Raw genomic sequence first — 16,874 nt, 5'->3', positions numbered from 1 at the left:
CGCAATTTAATATACCGAATTGCTGTCAATTTTGGAAATATCATTTTGGGAGCATTTTTGATCGATTTATCTAATTGTATTTTAAATACTTACACACGTTTTCAATCGACAAACTTGCATAGCCAACCTGCGCAAAAAATCAGTAAAAGGTTATCCTTAAATTGTGGGTTTCCGTGAAATTTTTCCCTATATTGGTTCAGACACAGAGTGAAATACCACACAAACAGGACTTACATTTCAACCGGTAACTGCATACACTCGCTCAATACAACAGAACTCAATATCGAAACATCATGATCAAGCACTTTCGATTACTCTTTTTCATTTTTTTGACCGCGATAGTGTTATCCGGCACTTATATGTGGTTCAATTTTAAAGAAAAACATCAGGTTGAAATTGATTATGTTGTCGACGAAATTTTGATCACCATTGCCAACCGGCTCAAAGGAAATGAAGATTACATCCAGTTGTTGGCGCAAATGCGCAATCGGGACGAGCTAACCCTCGCAAATTTTGAACGGTTTGCCAAACCCTATCTGGATAAACATCCGGAGTTGATAAACATCACCTGGATTGATGAAGATTTTTACATTCGGTCGGTTGTCCCAATGGAAGGAAATGAGCAAATTATCGGTCTGCATCTGGATTTGCCGGAACCGGCACGGGCATCCCAACAGGCCAAAGAAACGCAGGAACCCGTTTACACCAAACCTTTTGAGGCGATTCAGGGCAATTGCTCTTTCGAAATTTGGGTGCCGGTTTTTCGCGGCGATCAATTTTTGGGGTTATTTGCCGGAGTGTATTCCTGCCAAAAGCTATTGGAAAGTCCAATATTACCAGGCGTTTACGCGCAGTACGGTTTTCAAATTGTTGACGACAATAACGCCATTCTCGCGAAGCGCGAAAATATGAACGCCAGATTCAGCGGCGTTACCCACAAACGGGAATTCTCGCTCGGAAACAGTATGCATTTATCCGTCCAGGATTATTCGCGTGAGCAATGGGACTTCAATTTGCTAACGCTGCTGTTAGCCACACTGATCTCCGGATCGCTGACACTATGGAGCATCGTTAAATTGCAAAACGAAGTGAAGAACAGAATTGTGGTGCAGAAAAATCTGGAGCGGGCCAACAGCGAATTGCTGCTGTTTGCTTACCACACATCGCACGACCTCCGCTCACCGCTGGCATCCATCCGGGGATTGGCAAATTTTATCCGGGAAGATGTGGCAGCCGGCGATACCGACGAAGTAAAAATAAACGCCTCCAAAATTTCCGGGCTGGCGAAGAAACTGGAAAACCTCATCGACGACATCACCCAAATTACCCGCGTGCAGCACGAAAATCTGGAAACGGAACAATTGGATTTTGATGAAATACTAAACCAGATCCGCGAAAAATGGACTGGGTTGATGACCGAAAACCAGGTTCATTTTTCCGCCACTGTCGATCTTTCAACACCATTTGAGGGAGAAAGAGCCCGATTCAGCATCATGTTGGACAATCTCATTTCCAACAGCATCAAATATTGTGATCTGGCAAAAGCGCATCGGTTTATCAAAGTGCACATCACAAACGACACAGATACGTTGTTTATCGATATCGTGGATAACGGCTTAGGTATTCCCGCAGAATTTCAGAGCAAAGTATTCGAGATGTTCAAACGCTTTCATCCCCAAATTGCATTTGGCAGCGGTTTAGGGTTGTATCTTGTTAATAAACACATCCAGAAAATGAACGGAAATATCCGGCTCGAAAGCTCCGGGGATGGCACCGTAATTTATATAACGATTCCGAAAAATTACTGGAGATGATCGAATGCCACTTCCTTCGGTTTTAATTGTGGACGATTCCGAAACAGATCGTTACATCATGAAACGCCTGTTGACCAAAGCCAACATCACCGATGTTATTTTCGAAGCGGAGAACGGCTACAAAGCCATCCGGTTTCTGGAAAATTTTTCCGAAAACGCCGAACAATACCCGGAATGTTTTCCCCCGCAACTGGTTTTTCTGGATATCAACATGCACCTGATGAACGGGTTTGAATTTCTGGCGGATTTTGCCAATATGCGGGAAGAAAATCCGGAGCTTCAGTCGCTCGTTTTGATGATTTTTACATCGTCAAATGCGGAAAGTGAACTGAGCCGTATTTCGCAATTCCCTTTTGTAAAATGTGCGATAAAAAAAATGCCCGATTCCGCAAACGATCTAAAAAAAGTGGTCAAAAAATTTTTTCCGGCATTGGATGACTGAGCGTTTACCCGTTCTTTGCACCATAACTGGCAATTGATCAAAAAAAAGGCGTTCAAATGAACGCCTTTTTTAATTAATTCCGGTTAACCGGTTTTTTCAGTAGACAACGCTTCCCCGGTTTGCGGCAGCGTTTCTGCGGAACGTAATTGATGATCCGGTTTCACATCTGTGAATTTTGAGAGCAGTTTGTAAACGACGGGTACAATCACCAACGTCAGAAAAGTGGAAAACAACAGCCCGCCGACCACAGCAATACCCAACGGACGCCGCGCTTCGCCACCGGCGCCCAAGCCAATCGCAATCGGCAAAACCCCAAAAATAGTTGCAAAAGATGTCATCAAAATCGGGCGGAGCCGAATGGTTGCAGCCTCCAATACTGCGGCGCCAACGGCTAATCCGCGTTCGCGGAGCTGGTTGGAAAACTCCACAATCAATATTGAGTTTTTGGTCACCAAACCGACGAGCATGATCAGCCCGATCTGCGAATAAATATTCAGCGTTTCTCCAAAAACGAACAGCGAAAGCAACGCACCGAACACCGCCAGCGGCACAGAAAGCAGGATGGTGAACGGGTGCACAAAGCTTTCGAACTGGGCAGCCAGCACCAAATAAATAAACACAATTGCCAGCATAAACATAAAATAAAGCGTTCCGCTGGATGATTTGAATTCCAGCGATTGCCCAGCATATTCGCGATTGATGCCGGCCGGCAGCGCATTGGCGGCAATTTCATCGAGATCATCCAACGCATCTCCAAGGCTTACGCCAGGAACAAGATTGGCGCTGATGGTTGCGGACCGCACCCGGTTGTAATGGTTCAACTCCTTCGGCGATACGGTTTCGCGAATTTTCACAACATTAGCCAGCTGCACCAAACCATCCGAACTGCGGATGTAAATATCGTCGATCGCATCCGGGCGCGACCGATCCGACGGTTTCATCTGCACGATAACGTCATATTGTTTGGCGCCGCGTTTGAAATTGGTCACCACTCGTCCGCCGAGAAATGTTTCCAGCGTCAGGCCGATATCCGTCACTGAAACGCCCAAACCGGCGGCACGCTCCCGGTCAATCGTGATATCCAGTTGCGGTTTGTTCAGCCGCAAATCGGAATCCAGATTGACCAGATAACCAAGCTCCGATGCTTTTCCCATCATGGTTTGCACAGCCTGGTTCAACTGTTCGTAATTATCTGCCTGAAGCACATATTCCACAGGGCTCGAAGAAAAACGCCCGCCCAAACTCGGCGGATTAATCACAAATGCCAGCACACCGGGAATGGACAGCAATTGCGGAAACAACGATTGCACAATTTCCTGCTGACTGCGTTGGCGTTCATCGCGCGGTTTGAGCCCCACAAAGAGGAAGCCGTTTGTGACGCGTCCCGGACCGCCAAAACCCAATCCCAATGCAGTAAAAACACCTTTACGTTCCGGCAGAGGCAGCAACCGCGATTCCACCTGCCGCATATACCGGTCGGTGTAATCCAAAGTGGAGCCTTCCGGCGCGATAACGATACCGAAAGCAATACCGCGATCTTCGGTCGGCACCAGTTCGCTCGGCATCATTTTGAACAAGACAGCGCTAACCGCCACCAAAAGCACCGCGGCAAACACCAACACCGCCGGGTGCGCCAGCGACCATTTCAGAATACGTTCATAAATGTGATTCAATTTATCAAAAAAAGCATCGAATGAGCGGCTGGCCCAGCCTTCTCCGGTGCCGTGCAGCGGTTTCAAAAATTTTGATGCCAGCATTGGCGAAAGGGTTAATGCAACAAATCCGGAAATCAAAATTGCTACGGCCAGCATCAGCCCAAATTCGTTGAACAGACGCCCCACCGATCCGGTGAGAAAAGCAACCGGCACAAAAACCGCAACTAACGAAATAGTTGTGGCGAGCACAGCGAACCCGATTTCCCGGGTGCCGTCGAGCGCGGCCTGCCAGCGATCTTTGCCCATTTCCATGTGGCGATAAATATTTTCCAACACCACAATGGCATCGTCCACCACCAAACCGATGGCTAAAACCAGCGCCAGCAGCGTCAAAATATTGATGGTAAAGCCAAAGAAAAACGCGGAAACAAACGCCCCGATGATCGAAATGGGAATGGCGACGGTAGGAATCAGCGTTGCGCGAAAGCTTTTCAGAAACGCCAGCACCACCAAAATCACCAGCACCATCGCGATGAGAATGGTTTCCGCCACTTCGTTGATCGAATCTTTGATAAAAATTGAAGAATCGAACGCCACATCCAGTTGAATGCCTTCCGGCATGCTGGCGCGTAATTCATCGAGCGTTGCGCGGACAACATCGGCAACATCTACAGTGCTGGCTTTGGATTGTTTAACAATGCCCAATCCGACCGCCGGGCGACCGTTGAAACGCGCCAGACTGCGTTCATCTTCTGCGCCGACCTGCACATCGGCAACATCGCCCAATCGCACGCGATCACCCTCATTTTGCGAAACGATGATATTGGCAAATTCTTCCGGTGTGTTCAGTTCGCCACGGGTTCTCACCGCAAATTCGCGCTCGGCGCCTTCCACCCGGCCACCGGGAATTTCGGCATTTTCCCGCCGGATGGCAGCTTCGACATCCTGCGTGGTCAGGTTGAACGCCGCCATCCGCAACGGATTCAGCCAAATGCGCATGGCATATCGCCGCTCACCGCCGATGATCACCGACCCGACGCCCGGCAATCGCTGGATCCGTTCCTTTAGCACCCGATCGGCAATGTCGCTCAACTCCAGTCCGCTGTGGCGATCGCTCGAAAGCGCCAGCCAGACAATCGCCTGCGCATTAGCGTCCACTTTGGAAATAACCGGATCGTCCACTTCCCGGGGAAGCTGTCCGCGAATTCGCGACACACGATCGCGAACATCGTTTGCCGCTTCATCAACATCGCGATTGAGCTCAAATTCGATGGTAATCACCGAGCCCTGTTCCTGACTGGACGACGTGAGGGTTTTCACCCCTTCCAGCGTTGCGAACTGCTCCTCCAAAATATTGGTGATTTCCGTTTCCACAACGCTCGGGCTTGCGCCGCGATAAAATGTTACCACAGAAATGATCGGTGGATCGATATCCGGGTATTCGCGCACCGGCAGACGGGTAAACGAGATGATCCCGAACAATAAAATTGTCAGGCTCATTACCGATGCCAACACCGGGCGCTTTATAGATAAATCACTGATTTTCATGGGAATAGCTTCCTAAATAGTGATGATTATTTTGTGTTGAAAACCAACTTATTTGGCAGCCGATTGCTCAGGCTGGCTGATTACCGGCATTACTTTCGCGCCGTCGTACAGCTTTTGGTGACCGGCACGAACGATGCGTTGCCCGGTTTGCAACCCGTCCAAAACTTCCACTACATCCGAAAGCCGGGTGCCGAGCGACAGCGCCGCACGGGCAACCGTGCTGTCATCTTTCACAACAAAAACAAATGCCTGATCGCCATTTACAAAAACGGATTCGTTGGGAATTGCCAGCGCATTCGGGCGTTCGCTGAGAATTGCGGTGACATCTGCCGACATTCCCGGGCGGAGTTTTCGTCCGGCGTTGGTTACCTTGGCAATAATCCGGACACTGCGGGTTGCCGCATCCAGCGTCGGTTCGATCACTTCGATTTTCCCGCTTTGCTCAACACCGGGAAAAGCAGTGGTCGAAATTTTCACTTCGGCACCGCGATTGAGTTGTCCCAAAAATCGCTCCGGCGCAGAGAAATACACCCGCAACTCGTCGATATTTGCCATTTCGGTAATGGCCTGTCCGCCGCGCAAAAAAGCGCCCGGACTCACTTTGCGTGCGCCCACCATTCCCGAAAACGGTGCGGTAATGCGGGTTTTTGCAAATCTTGCGGCTGCCAGCGCACGGTTTGCTTCCGCAACTTTCAGCGTGGCGGCGGCATCGTCGAGATCCTGCGGTGCGCCGGCGTTTTGCGCCACAACCGATTTAATCCGTTCGTAAGAATTGCGGCTTTGCGAGACCAACGCGTCGGCACGCCGTAATTCCGCGGCAAGCTGAGTGGTATCGATCAGTGCAATCAGCGCGCCTTTCGGCAGATAATCACCTTCCTTAAACGGAATGCTGATGACTGCGCCATCGATTTCAGAAACGATGGTAACCGCTTTTTCGGCTTCGATGGTTCCGACGACTTCAAATTTATCTGAAATATCCCGGGGCTGAACAACAGCAACTTCCACCGGCGTCGGCGGCATGGCAAAACCGCCACCCTGCGCGCCGCCCGGACCACCACCGCAACTGACCACCGCCGCCAACAGCAGCATCAACCCTGCCCCGATACATATATTTTTAATGTTGAACATGAAAAGCTCTCCTTACCGGTTGTCAAAACTTGCAGGATATGCACCTGCAGTAAGTTGTTTTAATGTTGCGGCAGCTTTGGCGTTGCGAACCAGCGCCTGTGAATATCGCTGTTGGGACAATGCCAAATCGGCTGCCAGCCGTACCAATTCAAATGCAGTGGCGCGTCCGTTCCGATATTCAATCATGCCGATGCGAACCTGTTCCTGTGCGGCTGCCACACCGCTGCGGGCAAATTCTACACGTTGCGCGCCATGCGCAAGCTCGCGATAACTGGCGAGCACCCGATCTTCCAAATCGCGTTTTAAAGCAATATAGCGCTCCTGCGATTGCACAACCTGAGCTTTCAGGCGATCGCGTTCTGCGCGTCCGCTGCGCATCCCGATCGGAATGCGAATTTCCACACCCACGCTCCAACTGGGGAACTCTCTTTTGATGGCTTCGCTGAGTGCATCGCCATTGGTGCCGGAACGCGTGGTTCGCAGCGTATCGCCGCCGAAAACAACATTTTGCGCCGATCCGGAAAGCCCGTTGCCGCCAAGGGTACCAACCAAATCGACACTGGGCAAGGCTTCCCAACCGGCAGCCCGCGACAGCACTTTCAGCGATTCAATATCTTTTTGGGCAGCCTGCAAACCGAGGTTCCGGGAAAATGCTTCATTTAACATATCATTTACATCTGCTAATTGGAAATTGCCCGGCGGTCGATCCAGTGCGCGATAGCGACGCTGGTCACCGGTTGGCCGCTCGCCGATCAGCGAAGCCAGTTCATCGGAAATTTGATCCAGTTGCTCTTCCCGGTCAATGACCGCCAGCTCCTGTTCCGCCAAAAATACCCGGGCATTTGCAACCTGATTGGGTCCCACCAAACCGGCTTTGGAGCGAACGACCGCTTCCGACAGCAACGCATTCGCCCGATCGCGAACGAGTTGTTGCACCGCGAAATCGCGTTCAGCGGCATATAAATCCCAATATTTGAGAGCGACATTCGCTTCTGCATCCGCAACAGCCTGATCGTAGCGTGCCTGCGCGGCATCCCGTTCACGCTCTGCCTGCGATAACGATTTGCGACCGGAGCGCCATAATCCGCTCAGTAGCGATTGCCGAACCGTCAGACTCCCAAAAGCCGTGTATTGCGGATTGAGAAATGCAAAGCCGGAATTGGTTTTCAATCGCACATTGTTGACTGCTGCTTCAAACTCGGTCCCGGTCGGTAACTGCCAGCGCAAACCGCCGCGGGTGGTGGTTTGCTGGGTTTCCAAAACCGATGCACCGGAAAAAAATGATGCGGTCGGCTGGTTGTCATCCTGATGAGTAAAACTGACAAACAACTCCGGATCGAACACACCTTTTTCCCGTCGCACCGTGGCGTTTGCGGCATTGCGAACCGCTTCGGCCTGTCGCAATGGGGCATTGTTTTGCAAAGCTTTTTGCTGTGCATCCGCCAGCGAAAGCGGGGCACCGTGCAGTTGTCCGAGAATATTTGCCAGCGCGCTATCCGGATTAGCGGGTTGCCGGTGCTCAAAATCCTGACCATTGACACTTGCCAGAATGCAGAGCAGCATCAGCAGGGCTTTTCCCGCTTGGCTACGCCATCGGGCAATTTTGTTTAACATTATATATCATCCTTCATTTGTTACCGTTGGGCATAAAAAAATGCTGAATAAAAAAACAAATAGTGAACATTAATATACTAACAAAAATTTTAGATTTTTACAACACTATTATTATTTTGGATATTTTTTTCTTTATATCAGAAGAGTGCTATTTTGGAGTAGTAATGACGATCTATCGTAATCTGAGGAGTATGATGCCGAACTGCTTTCAGCGTTTAATTTAAGTCTTCAAATATACAACTAAATTCACAACCGATCAGGCGCTAAAAAGAAAAAGGCGAAAATGATTTCATTTCCGCCTTTTTTGCGCGCTCCCAAGGGGATTCGAACCCCTGTTACCGGCGTGAAAGGCCAGTGTCCTAGGCCTCTAGACGATGGGAGCGTTTCTGTTCTCAAAAAGAGCCCCAAATATAAATGTCGATTTGGGACTTGTCAAGATTTTTTTTGGGTGAGTGATGGGATTTGAACCCACGACCCCCAGGGCCACAACCTGGTGCTCTAACCAACTGAGCTACACCCACCATGAAAAGCGCGCAAAATATATAGAAAATATTTCCGTCTGTCAACAAGTTAAAAATAATCAGCGCTCCCTAGAGGATTCGAACCTCTAACCAACAGCTTAGAAGGCTGCTGCTCTATCCATTGAGCTAAGGGAGCGTCAAAAAATGGTCGGGGCGACTGGATTCGAACCAGCGGCCCCCTGCTCCCAAAGCAGGTGCGCTACCAGACTGCGCCACGCCCCGATATTAGATGTGATGATTTTTAATCGACAGACGAAGAATATAATTTGCCGCTTATCCAAATCAAAGCAAAAAAAACGATTGCCAGGTTTTATGCTGCAACATCGGAAATTCATTTTTGATTGTATTTTTGGCGCTTTCGGGCTATCATTTTCTGAACCAAAAGGAAAAAATGCAGAATATTGAGATCAAATACCACACTGAACAATTGGCGGAATTGCAAAATTTTTTAGTGAATTCGTTGAAAATTACCCACGAATTCCGGCATCGCCAGCGCGATATCTATTTTGCCGTTCCGGAGGGACGGTTGAAAATTCGTATTCAGGATGAGCAGCAACCGCATTTGATCCGCTATTTTCGCCCCGATATCGCCGAAACACGCATCAGCGATTATACGATCGAGATGCTCGACGATGCCGAGCAAACGATCACAGAACTTCAACAAAAACATCATGTTCTGGCAACAGTTGAAAAAGTCCGCACGTTGTTTCTCTACAAAAATGTGCGCATTCATCTCGATGAAGTTGCGCTGCTCGGCAATTTTGTGGAGTTCGAATCGGTGATCAGCGATAGCTGCGATGCGGCAACCGCACAACGCAATCTCGATGAAATTATGCAACTGCTGCAACCGTATCTCGGCACACCGGAATCCGGCGGTTATTTGAATTTGCTGCTCGCGCACCCATCAACCCAAAAAGGAACGTAAATGGAAATATTGCTCGCATCGCACAACCAGCATAAAATTGTGGAAATCCGCGAAATTTTGAAAGGCTTGCCAATCCAACTGCGGTCGATGGACGATTTTCCGGACATCGCAGAGGTGGAAGAAACCGGTAGCACATTTGAAGAAAATGCGCTGCTGAAAGCGCGTGAAGTGCATCGCCAAACCGGTTTGCTCACGCTGTCCGACGATTCCGGGTTGGAAGTGGATGCGCTGAACGGTGCGCCCGGCGTGTATTCCGCACGATACGCCGGCGAAGCAAAAAGCACGGCTGCGAACAACGAAAAGTTGCTTTGGGAGCTGGCACAAGTGCCGCCGGAAAATCGCGGTGCGCAGTTTCGATGTGTGGTAGCGATTGTTGCAGACGGTTTCGAAACGACAGTTGAAGGTATCGCGAGAGGTAAAATCATCGCCGATTTTCGCGGGGATGGCGGCTTTGGCTACGATCCGCTGTTTGTGCCGGAAGATTATTCAGAAACATTTGCCGAATTGGGCGCAGCTGTGAAAAACCGCATCAGTCATCGCGCGAAGGCGTTTTTGGCGGCGAAAGAAGTGCTACAGAAACAATTAAATTTGGGCTGAATTCATATCAAAAAACGGTATCCAACGTCAATTCGAGGCGGCGAGGCGGCGCGAGCGATCCGACAAAATCCAGATAATTGTAGTTTAGCGCATTTTTGAGCTGCAGCGAAATATTCAGCGGCGTTCCGCTGAATTTCAGCGCGGCACCTGCCCGAAAGTCAACCACATGCGCTGCAACCCGGGTATCCGCATCTGAAATAAACAGCCCCAAACTTTTGTTCACGCGATCGTATTTGCTGACGTAACGATAATCTCCACCGAGCCGCAGCATACCCAAATTTCCCTGCAATTTCCCGTAAAAAATGTGTCGCGGACGGAATTCGAGATAATCGTCGATCACTTCGTTTCGCGATTCGACATACGAATATCCGGCGCCCCACTGCAGTTTTCGTCGCCAAAATTGCCCGTTCAGCGCGGTTTCGACGCCGGCAATCCGGGCGTCGAACACATTATTAAATTGAATCACGCCGCGCGGGAGAAATCCCGGTTCGATCAAATCCTCGAACCGGTTGTAAAACGCGGCGATATCCGCGATCATCGAAGTGCCGAAAATCTGGTTCAACCCAAATTCGAAATATATGCTTTTTTCCGGCTTCAACCCGGTGTTCGGCACAATGCGGATGCCACTGGCGATGGTCGAGGTAAACGCTTCCGCCATCGACGGCGCGCGAAATCCGGTGCCCGCTGCCGCGCGAATCGCGGTGCCAACAACCGGCTGAAAAACGATGCCCAGTTTGGGATTCCAGCGAACGTTGGACGACTCCAGCGAATCGATATCAAAATAATCCAGCCGCCAACCGAGCGTGGCTTTCCAGCGCTCCGATAGCGGAATTTCCGCCTGCTGATACAGCGCGCCGCCAACGCCGTCGTGTTCGCCAAAACGGTCGGAATCGATGGAGCTCCAGTTGCCTTCGCCACCGATCGTCATAAAAATATTGCCGATTTGGGTGTTGTATTGCAGTTCGCCGTTGAGCGTTTTGGCGATGGCAACCACTTCTGATGCATCTTCGCTGACGGAATCGCCGACACGGTTGCGGAACCACACCCCGCGAAAGGTCCAGAATCGTTTTGGCGAAATCACATGCCGGTAAATCGCGGTGAGGTAGTAGCGTTTGGAATCCACTTCGTCATCTTCCTGCCCGGATGCGGGCACCAGCGCATTCTGCTGATCCTGCCAGTACAAAAAATTCCCGCGCTCCTGATGCATGTAATTCCCGGACAGCGTGAGCCGGCTGAACGGCGACATTTCCCACTGCAATTTGCCGCTGCCGGACCAGCGACGGCTCCAATTGTTGAGCTGATAACCGTCATCCTCGTCGCGGGAAATACCGGCTAACACACCAATTTTATTGATCTTACGGGAGTAGCTGGCGCTGACGCCGTTGGTAAACTGAGTGTCGTTTGTCCATTTCCATTGATTATGCGACGGCTCGCTGTAAACGCCGCCATAGGTTCGCAGGTGGAATTTTGGGGAATCATCGATATCGCGGGTGATCACGTTGATCACGCCGCCGATGGCGCTGGAACCATACAACGCCGAGCCCGCGCCTTTGAGCACTTCCACATGATCGAGCAGATAAGTGGGCACCACGCTGAATACGATGTCCCGGGTATCCGCCGTGAGCAGCGGCACACCGTCGATGAGCATCAGCACCCGGCTGCCCGCGCCGCGACTGTAGCCGGTGGAGCCGCGAATGCTGAGCTGCCCGCCGTTGAGGTTGACGCCGGAAACATATGCCAGCGCCTGATCAATGGTGGTGATGTTGCGCGCCTGCAATTCCTGCTGATTGACGGTGCTGATGCTGGCGGGAATGTCCTGAATTTTCTGCTCATATTTTCCGGCGGTGACCACCACCGGCTCGTTGGCGATGACCGTTGGCACGAGTTCAATCGTTCCGGCATCGATACGCGCGGTGCCGCTAACGCTGATGTCGCTGCGATATTCGCGATAGCCGATCAAATTGACCACCAGCGAATAGCGGCCTTCCGGAACACCTGAAATCCGGAAAACGCCGTCGTTATCAGTCGCGCTGCCGAGAATCGTGCCTTCGAGATAGACGTTCGCGCCGATGAGCGGACGGTCGTCCGCTTCGACAATTCGCCCGATAATTTCCGCAGTTTGCGCAGAAATCTGGCAAATCAACATCGCATTTAACATCAGTATGAACAGGTGTTTGCGCATCGCAATTCTCCGGCAGCATTACATTTGCAACATCATTTTTCGATGACATGACTTGATAAAAAACGGTTCGCATATATGCGAACCCTACATTTAAAATAGCCGCATTTGTAGGGAACGCATAAATGCGTTCCGTTTACTATTTCACCAACATCAACTTACGAATCTGGCTAAAATTCTGCGTCTGCAATCGATAAAAATATGCGCCGCTGGGCAAATTTTTTGCCGACCAATTATACCGGTGCAATCCGGCGTTCACCGGCTCATCGAGCAGGGTTGCCACGCGTTTTCCGGTGATGTCGAATACGGCAAGCGTGACGTGCTCGCTCACCGGCAGCGCAAATTCGATCGTCGTGGACGGGTTGAACGGATTCGGGTAATTCTGCGCCAATCGATAGGCGTTCGCCACTGCGCCGGGTTCATCGTCGATGCCCGTTGTCACCCGGGGAAATTCAACTGTTCCGCCGAGCGGATTTGTGGCAAACAATCCCAACGCTGCGCCGTCCTGATTTTGCGATGGATCGGCAAATCCGGATGCGTAAATTGTCATCACTGTTCCGGCGGCGCTGCTCAAATCTGCGGTAAAAACACCCAACACATTCGTTCCGCTGGCATCGGTAATTTCCAACGTATGAACACCAGGCGGCAGCGAAACGTAACTACCGAAATCGCCATATTGAATATCATTTGCGATGGTTGCGCCACCAACTACCCGAACATCTATCGCAGGTGCGTCGGTTACGCCGTGCATGAACAGCACATCAACTACGCCGGCAGAACTGGCTGACAGTTTGGCATTTTCGTAAACGAACAAATTTACTTCGGTATCGCGACCATCGGGATTCGGCGCAAATTGAGCCGGATTGAGCACGCCCGCACCAATCCCGAGATAATTTTTATCATTTTCCAAAATGACGGTAAATTTTTTCAGGGTATCCTGAACGCTGCCGCTGGTGCTGTCGGCTAATCCGAGGTCAATCGGGATGCCCGCCAGCCCCACAATCGTATCGGTTGATGTGCGATAGGCAAAATTATCCAGCGTTGTCAACACAATAATTGAAACACTCACATACAAATCTATTTTGTCCAGAGACGGGTCGGACACGTTGTGGATAGCCTGAATTGTGGGAAGCGTTTGCGCCCGGACGTTGCCAACCATCGCCAGCAATAAAAATACAAATAATAGTCGAGTACAGCGTTTCATACTGATTTCCTCCGAAAAAAATAATAGATGATTGAAAAATTAAAATGGCTGAATCGGTAAATGGTCGAAATCCACGCCGATGACAAGATTGCGGGTAACGGCGTTTTCATCCACATTGAGCGGCGAAGGCAGCGAATCTGCATCAACATCATACTGGCCAACGGCACGCCAGTCCAGCAACAGGTTACTGCCATATTGCTGCGCAACCACCAAATAGCCATACTCACCCGGCGGAAGCTCAAACTCGAACTCGTATCGATCAACGAAAAAGGGAATGTGGGTTGTATCTGTAATTGAAGGATAGGCATAAGCTTGTTCGGATAACAGCTCAACAAAAATGTTTTCCGGCGGAAAATTGCGAAATGCCACCAACCGAAGGTCATACAGGCTGTCCGGCGACGGCCAATTTTCGAATAAAATTGTGCCCTGAATACCGTTGGAAATGCCCAAACTTTCCGCTTCCGGCGCCAAACCTTTATCGCAACTGTGGAACACCACAGCGCAAAAAATAATGAGAATCGGGATTATTTTCATATTTGCGTAATTACGCATATTTTTCCCAAAAGGCAATATTGAGAGAAAAATAACAAAAGATTATTTTTTGCCGGCACCGCTGAGAATATAATTGCTGTCCGGAATCACCGGTTGGTAGCGGTAAACTTTGTTCCACAAATTGAGGGTTGTCGCCACGTCGCGTTCGCAATATTCACAAATGCGATCCCATTCGTTGTTCTGGTAAGCGTCGTACACTTTATCACCGCTCAAATCCTCTTTCGGACTGGGAATCCCGTGCAGTTCGGAAAGCACGCCCAGCGGCAGCACCTTGGTCATATCCCAATTGTAATACCACATCATGATATCGAAATGCGGCTCCATGGAATAGCGTCGCAAATTGGCGAAACGGTCGCTGGCGGGGCGAACGCGATGGTGCGCCATTCGCTGCAAAACAAATGGAATATCGAAGTTTAGCCCGTTGTAATGCACATACGTGCCGTTAAATCCGCTGATAATTTTGTTGAATTCATCGAGGATCGCGAACTCGTCGTGACCGTGCAGCGATTTCAATTTGATCTTCTCGCCTTCGAGAATGTAGCCCAGCGAAATGCAGATAATTTTCCCGAAATCGCCATGCGTGCTGGCGAAATATTTGAAATCGAAATCCGGGTTGCGTTCCTGCTGGCGCTCGATTTTTTGGGTAATTTTTTCCTGAATCGTTTCGCTGTATTCGGATAAATCCGCAGCGGGAACCGTTTCGATGTCCAGTGCCATGTGGGTAATCATTTGGATTTCCTCCGTTTCGCCGGGGTTGATTTTCTTAAATTTGACAGGATAACAGGATTGACCGGATGTTGGAAAATGGGAACCAAATATAAATTTATTTGATTCGGGCAGGAGATTCCTGCCTTCGCAGGAATGACAAAAATTATAACTTATCCAGTCAATCCTGTAATCCTGTCTAAAAAATTTATCCTTTATCCTTCACCCTTTATCCTTGCTTTCCTTACATGCGGAAAACGCCGAATTTTTGATCGGGAATCGGTGCGTTCAGCGACATCGCGATGCCCAGCGCCAACGCCTCGCGGGTTTTGGCGGGATCGATAATGCCATCGTCCCAAATGCGGGCTGTGCTGTAATAGGGGCTGGCTTCGGCTTCGTACTGCGCCAAAATTTCCGCGCGATATTCGGCAAATTCCTCTGCCGAAACCGATTTGCCCTGCTTTTCCAGCGAGCGTTTTTTGACGGTTGCCAACACATCTGCGGCCTGTTCGCCGCCCATCACGCTGATGCGCCCGTTTGGCCACATCCACAGCAATCGCGGATCGTAGCCGCGACCGCACATGCCGTAATTGCCCGCGCCATACGAACCGCCGACAATCACGGTAAATTTGGGCACCTGCGCGTTGGCAACTGCATGCACCAGTTTGGCGCCGTTGCGGGCGATGCCGCCGTGTTCGTATTCTTTCCCAACGATAAATCCGGTGATGTTCTGCAAAAACAGCAGCGGAATTTTGCGCTGGGTGCACAAATTGATGAAGTGCGCGCCCTTCACGGAACTTTCGCTGAACAGCACGCCGTTGTTGGCGATGATGCCGACGGGATAGCCCAACATCCGGGCAAATCCGCACACCAGCGTCGGACCGTAAAGCGCTTTAAATTCCTGAAAACGGCTGCCATCCACCATCCTCGCGATGATTTCGCGGGCGTCGTAGGGTTTGCGCACATCTTTGGGAATGATCCCCGCAATTCTTCGGGATCGTAATACGGGTCTTCCGGTTCGCGCATATCCAGCTTTGCGGGCTGATCCGGCAAGTTGAGATTTTCCATCAGGTTACGGGTGATTTCAAACGCGTGTTCTTCATTCATCGCGTAATGATCGGCAACACCGGAAACGCGGGCGTGAACATCCGCGCCGCCCAAATCTTCGTCAGTGACGACTTCGCCGGTTGCCGCTTTCACCAACGGTGGCCCGCCGATGTAAATGTAGCCTTGTTTGCGAACGATCACCACTTCATCACTCATCGCCGGTTGATAGGCACCGCCGGCAGTGCTGCTGCCCAACACCACAGAAATCTGCGGAATGCCTTCGGCAGACATGCGCGCCTGATTGAAAAATATCCGCCCGAAGTGCTCGCGATCCGGGAATGTCTCCGATTGATACGGCAGAAAAATGCCGCCGGAATCGACCAGATAGACACAGGGCAGGCGGTTTTGCATGGCGATTTCCTGCGCCCGCAGATGTTTTTTGATGGTCATCGGGAAATATGTGCCGCCTTTTACGGTGGCATCGTGCGCGACAACCAGCACCTCGCGACCGTGCACAACGCCAACGCCGGTCACCATTCCGGCGCCGGGCGCATCGTTGTCGTACATATCCAGCGCTGCCAGCGAGGAAAATTCCAGAAACGGGGACTGCGGATCGAACAATCGCGCCAGCCGATCGCGGACAAACAGTTTGCCGCGTTTTTCGTGCGCTTTGTGCGCGTGCGGCGGACCGCCCTGCTGCACAGTTGTAATCCGCTTTTTCAACTCCGAAACAAGCTGTAAATTGTGCTCCCGGTTGGATTTAAAATCCGTGCTATTTGTGTCTATTTTGGATTCGATTCGATACATGTGTACCATCTGGTCCTAGTTCTATACCATACGCTTCACCACCTTCATAAGTTCGCACAATCTGGGTAAACGTATGCGGCAGTTGCGCATTCGCAATTGCCGTTAAACAAAGCAGAAACATCATATAGAATCGCGT

The 16,874-nt window shown here is 50.5% G+C and carries 11 protein-coding genes, 4 tRNA genes and 1 pseudogene; 4 read left to right on the top strand and 12 right to left on the bottom strand.

Annotation, left to right across the window (positions count from 1 at the left end; all coding sequences use genetic code 11):
• The first annotated feature begins 293 nt into the window (after window positions 1-293).
• Together H6629_11475 and H6629_11470 are read left to right on the top strand one after the other, a co-directional pair.
• On the top strand, window positions 294-1,814 hold the full coding sequence (locus H6629_11475) for a CHASE domain-containing protein (protein ID MCB9068411.1): 1,521 nt from the start codon (window positions 294-296) through the stop codon (window positions 1,812-1,814).
• Between the two features lie 4 nt (window positions 1,815-1,818).
• On the top strand, window positions 1,819-2,256 hold the full coding sequence (locus H6629_11470) for a response regulator (protein MCB9068410.1): 438 nt from the start codon (window positions 1,819-1,821) through the stop codon (window positions 2,254-2,256).
• Between the two features lie 83 nt (window positions 2,257-2,339).
• On the opposite strand, the gene H6629_11465 is transcribed toward H6629_11470, so the two are convergent.
• The 7 genes from H6629_11465 to H6629_11435 form a co-directional block, all read right to left on the bottom strand.
• A complete protein-coding gene (locus H6629_11465; protein ID MCB9068409.1) occupies window positions 2,340-5,459 on the bottom strand; it encodes an efflux RND transporter permease subunit in 3,120 nt (1,039 codons plus the stop codon).
• Between the two features lie 48 nt (window positions 5,460-5,507).
• Window positions 5,508-6,587: an efflux RND transporter periplasmic adaptor subunit gene (locus tag H6629_11460; GenBank protein ID MCB9068408.1), complete on the bottom strand. Its 1,080-nt coding sequence runs from the start codon at window positions 6,585-6,587 to the stop codon at window positions 5,508-5,510.
• A gap of 12 nt (window positions 6,588-6,599) precedes the next feature.
• A complete protein-coding gene (locus tag H6629_11455) occupies window positions 6,600-8,201 on the bottom strand; it encodes a TolC family protein (protein MCB9068407.1) in 1,602 nt (533 codons plus the stop codon).
• 309 nt (window positions 8,202-8,510) lie between these two features.
• Window positions 8,511-8,583, bottom strand: a tRNA-Glu gene (locus H6629_11450).
• A 65-nt stretch (window positions 8,584-8,648) separates the two neighbouring features.
• A tRNA-His gene (locus tag H6629_11445) sits at window positions 8,649-8,722 on the bottom strand.
• Window positions 8,723-8,785: 63 nt separating this feature from the next.
• Window positions 8,786-8,858, bottom strand: a tRNA-Arg gene (locus H6629_11440).
• A gap of 9 nt (window positions 8,859-8,867) precedes the next feature.
• Window positions 8,868-8,944, bottom strand: a tRNA-Pro gene (locus H6629_11435).
• Between the two features lie 115 nt (window positions 8,945-9,059).
• Here H6629_11435 and H6629_11430 point away from each other — a divergent pair.
• Window positions 9,060-9,647, top strand: a complete 588-nt coding sequence (locus H6629_11430) for a class IV adenylate cyclase (GenBank protein MCB9068406.1) — start codon at window positions 9,060-9,062, stop codon at window positions 9,645-9,647.
• Window positions 9,648-10,244 carry an XTP/dITP diphosphatase gene (locus H6629_11425; protein ID MCB9068405.1) on the top strand — a complete coding sequence of 199 codons (597 nt, stop codon included), beginning with the start codon at window positions 9,648-9,650 and terminating at the stop codon, window positions 10,242-10,244. It abuts the gene before it with no gap.
• Window positions 10,245-10,251: 7 nt separating this feature from the next.
• Here the strand turns inward: H6629_11425 and H6629_11420 are convergent, their stop codons facing one another.
• From H6629_11420 to H6629_11400, 5 genes and pseudogenes are all read right to left on the bottom strand, one after another.
• Window positions 10,252-12,426 carry a TonB-dependent receptor gene (locus tag H6629_11420; protein MCB9068404.1) on the bottom strand — a complete coding sequence of 725 codons (2,175 nt, stop codon included), beginning with the start codon at window positions 12,424-12,426 and terminating at the stop codon, window positions 10,252-10,254.
• A 136-nt stretch (window positions 12,427-12,562) separates the two neighbouring features.
• The gene (locus H6629_11415; GenBank protein MCB9068403.1) at window positions 12,563-13,627 is read right to left on the bottom strand and encodes a DUF4397 domain-containing protein; all 1,065 of its coding nucleotides are present in this window, start codon (window positions 13,625-13,627) and stop codon (window positions 12,563-12,565) included.
• A gap of 39 nt (window positions 13,628-13,666) precedes the next feature.
• Window positions 13,667-14,179: a hypothetical protein gene (locus H6629_11410; protein ID MCB9068402.1), complete on the bottom strand. Its 513-nt coding sequence runs from the start codon at window positions 14,177-14,179 to the stop codon at window positions 13,667-13,669.
• A 42-nt stretch (window positions 14,180-14,221) separates the two neighbouring features.
• Complete coding sequence (locus tag H6629_11405; protein MCB9068401.1) at window positions 14,222-14,908, bottom strand: ribonuclease H-like domain-containing protein; 687 nt, start codon at window positions 14,906-14,908, stop codon at window positions 14,222-14,224.
• A gap of 220 nt (window positions 14,909-15,128) precedes the next feature.
• Window positions 15,129-16,738: pseudogene (locus H6629_11400) on the bottom strand (methylcrotonoyl-CoA carboxylase).
• Between the last annotated feature and the right edge of the window lie 136 nt (window positions 16,739-16,874).

This window comes from Calditrichia bacterium (assembly GCA_020634975.1).
Taxonomy (GTDB): Bacteria; Calditrichota; Calditrichia; order RBG-13-44-9; family J075; genus JACKAQ01.
Note: the sequence above shows the minus strand (reverse complement) of the source record. Positions and strands in the feature narration are given on the sequence as shown.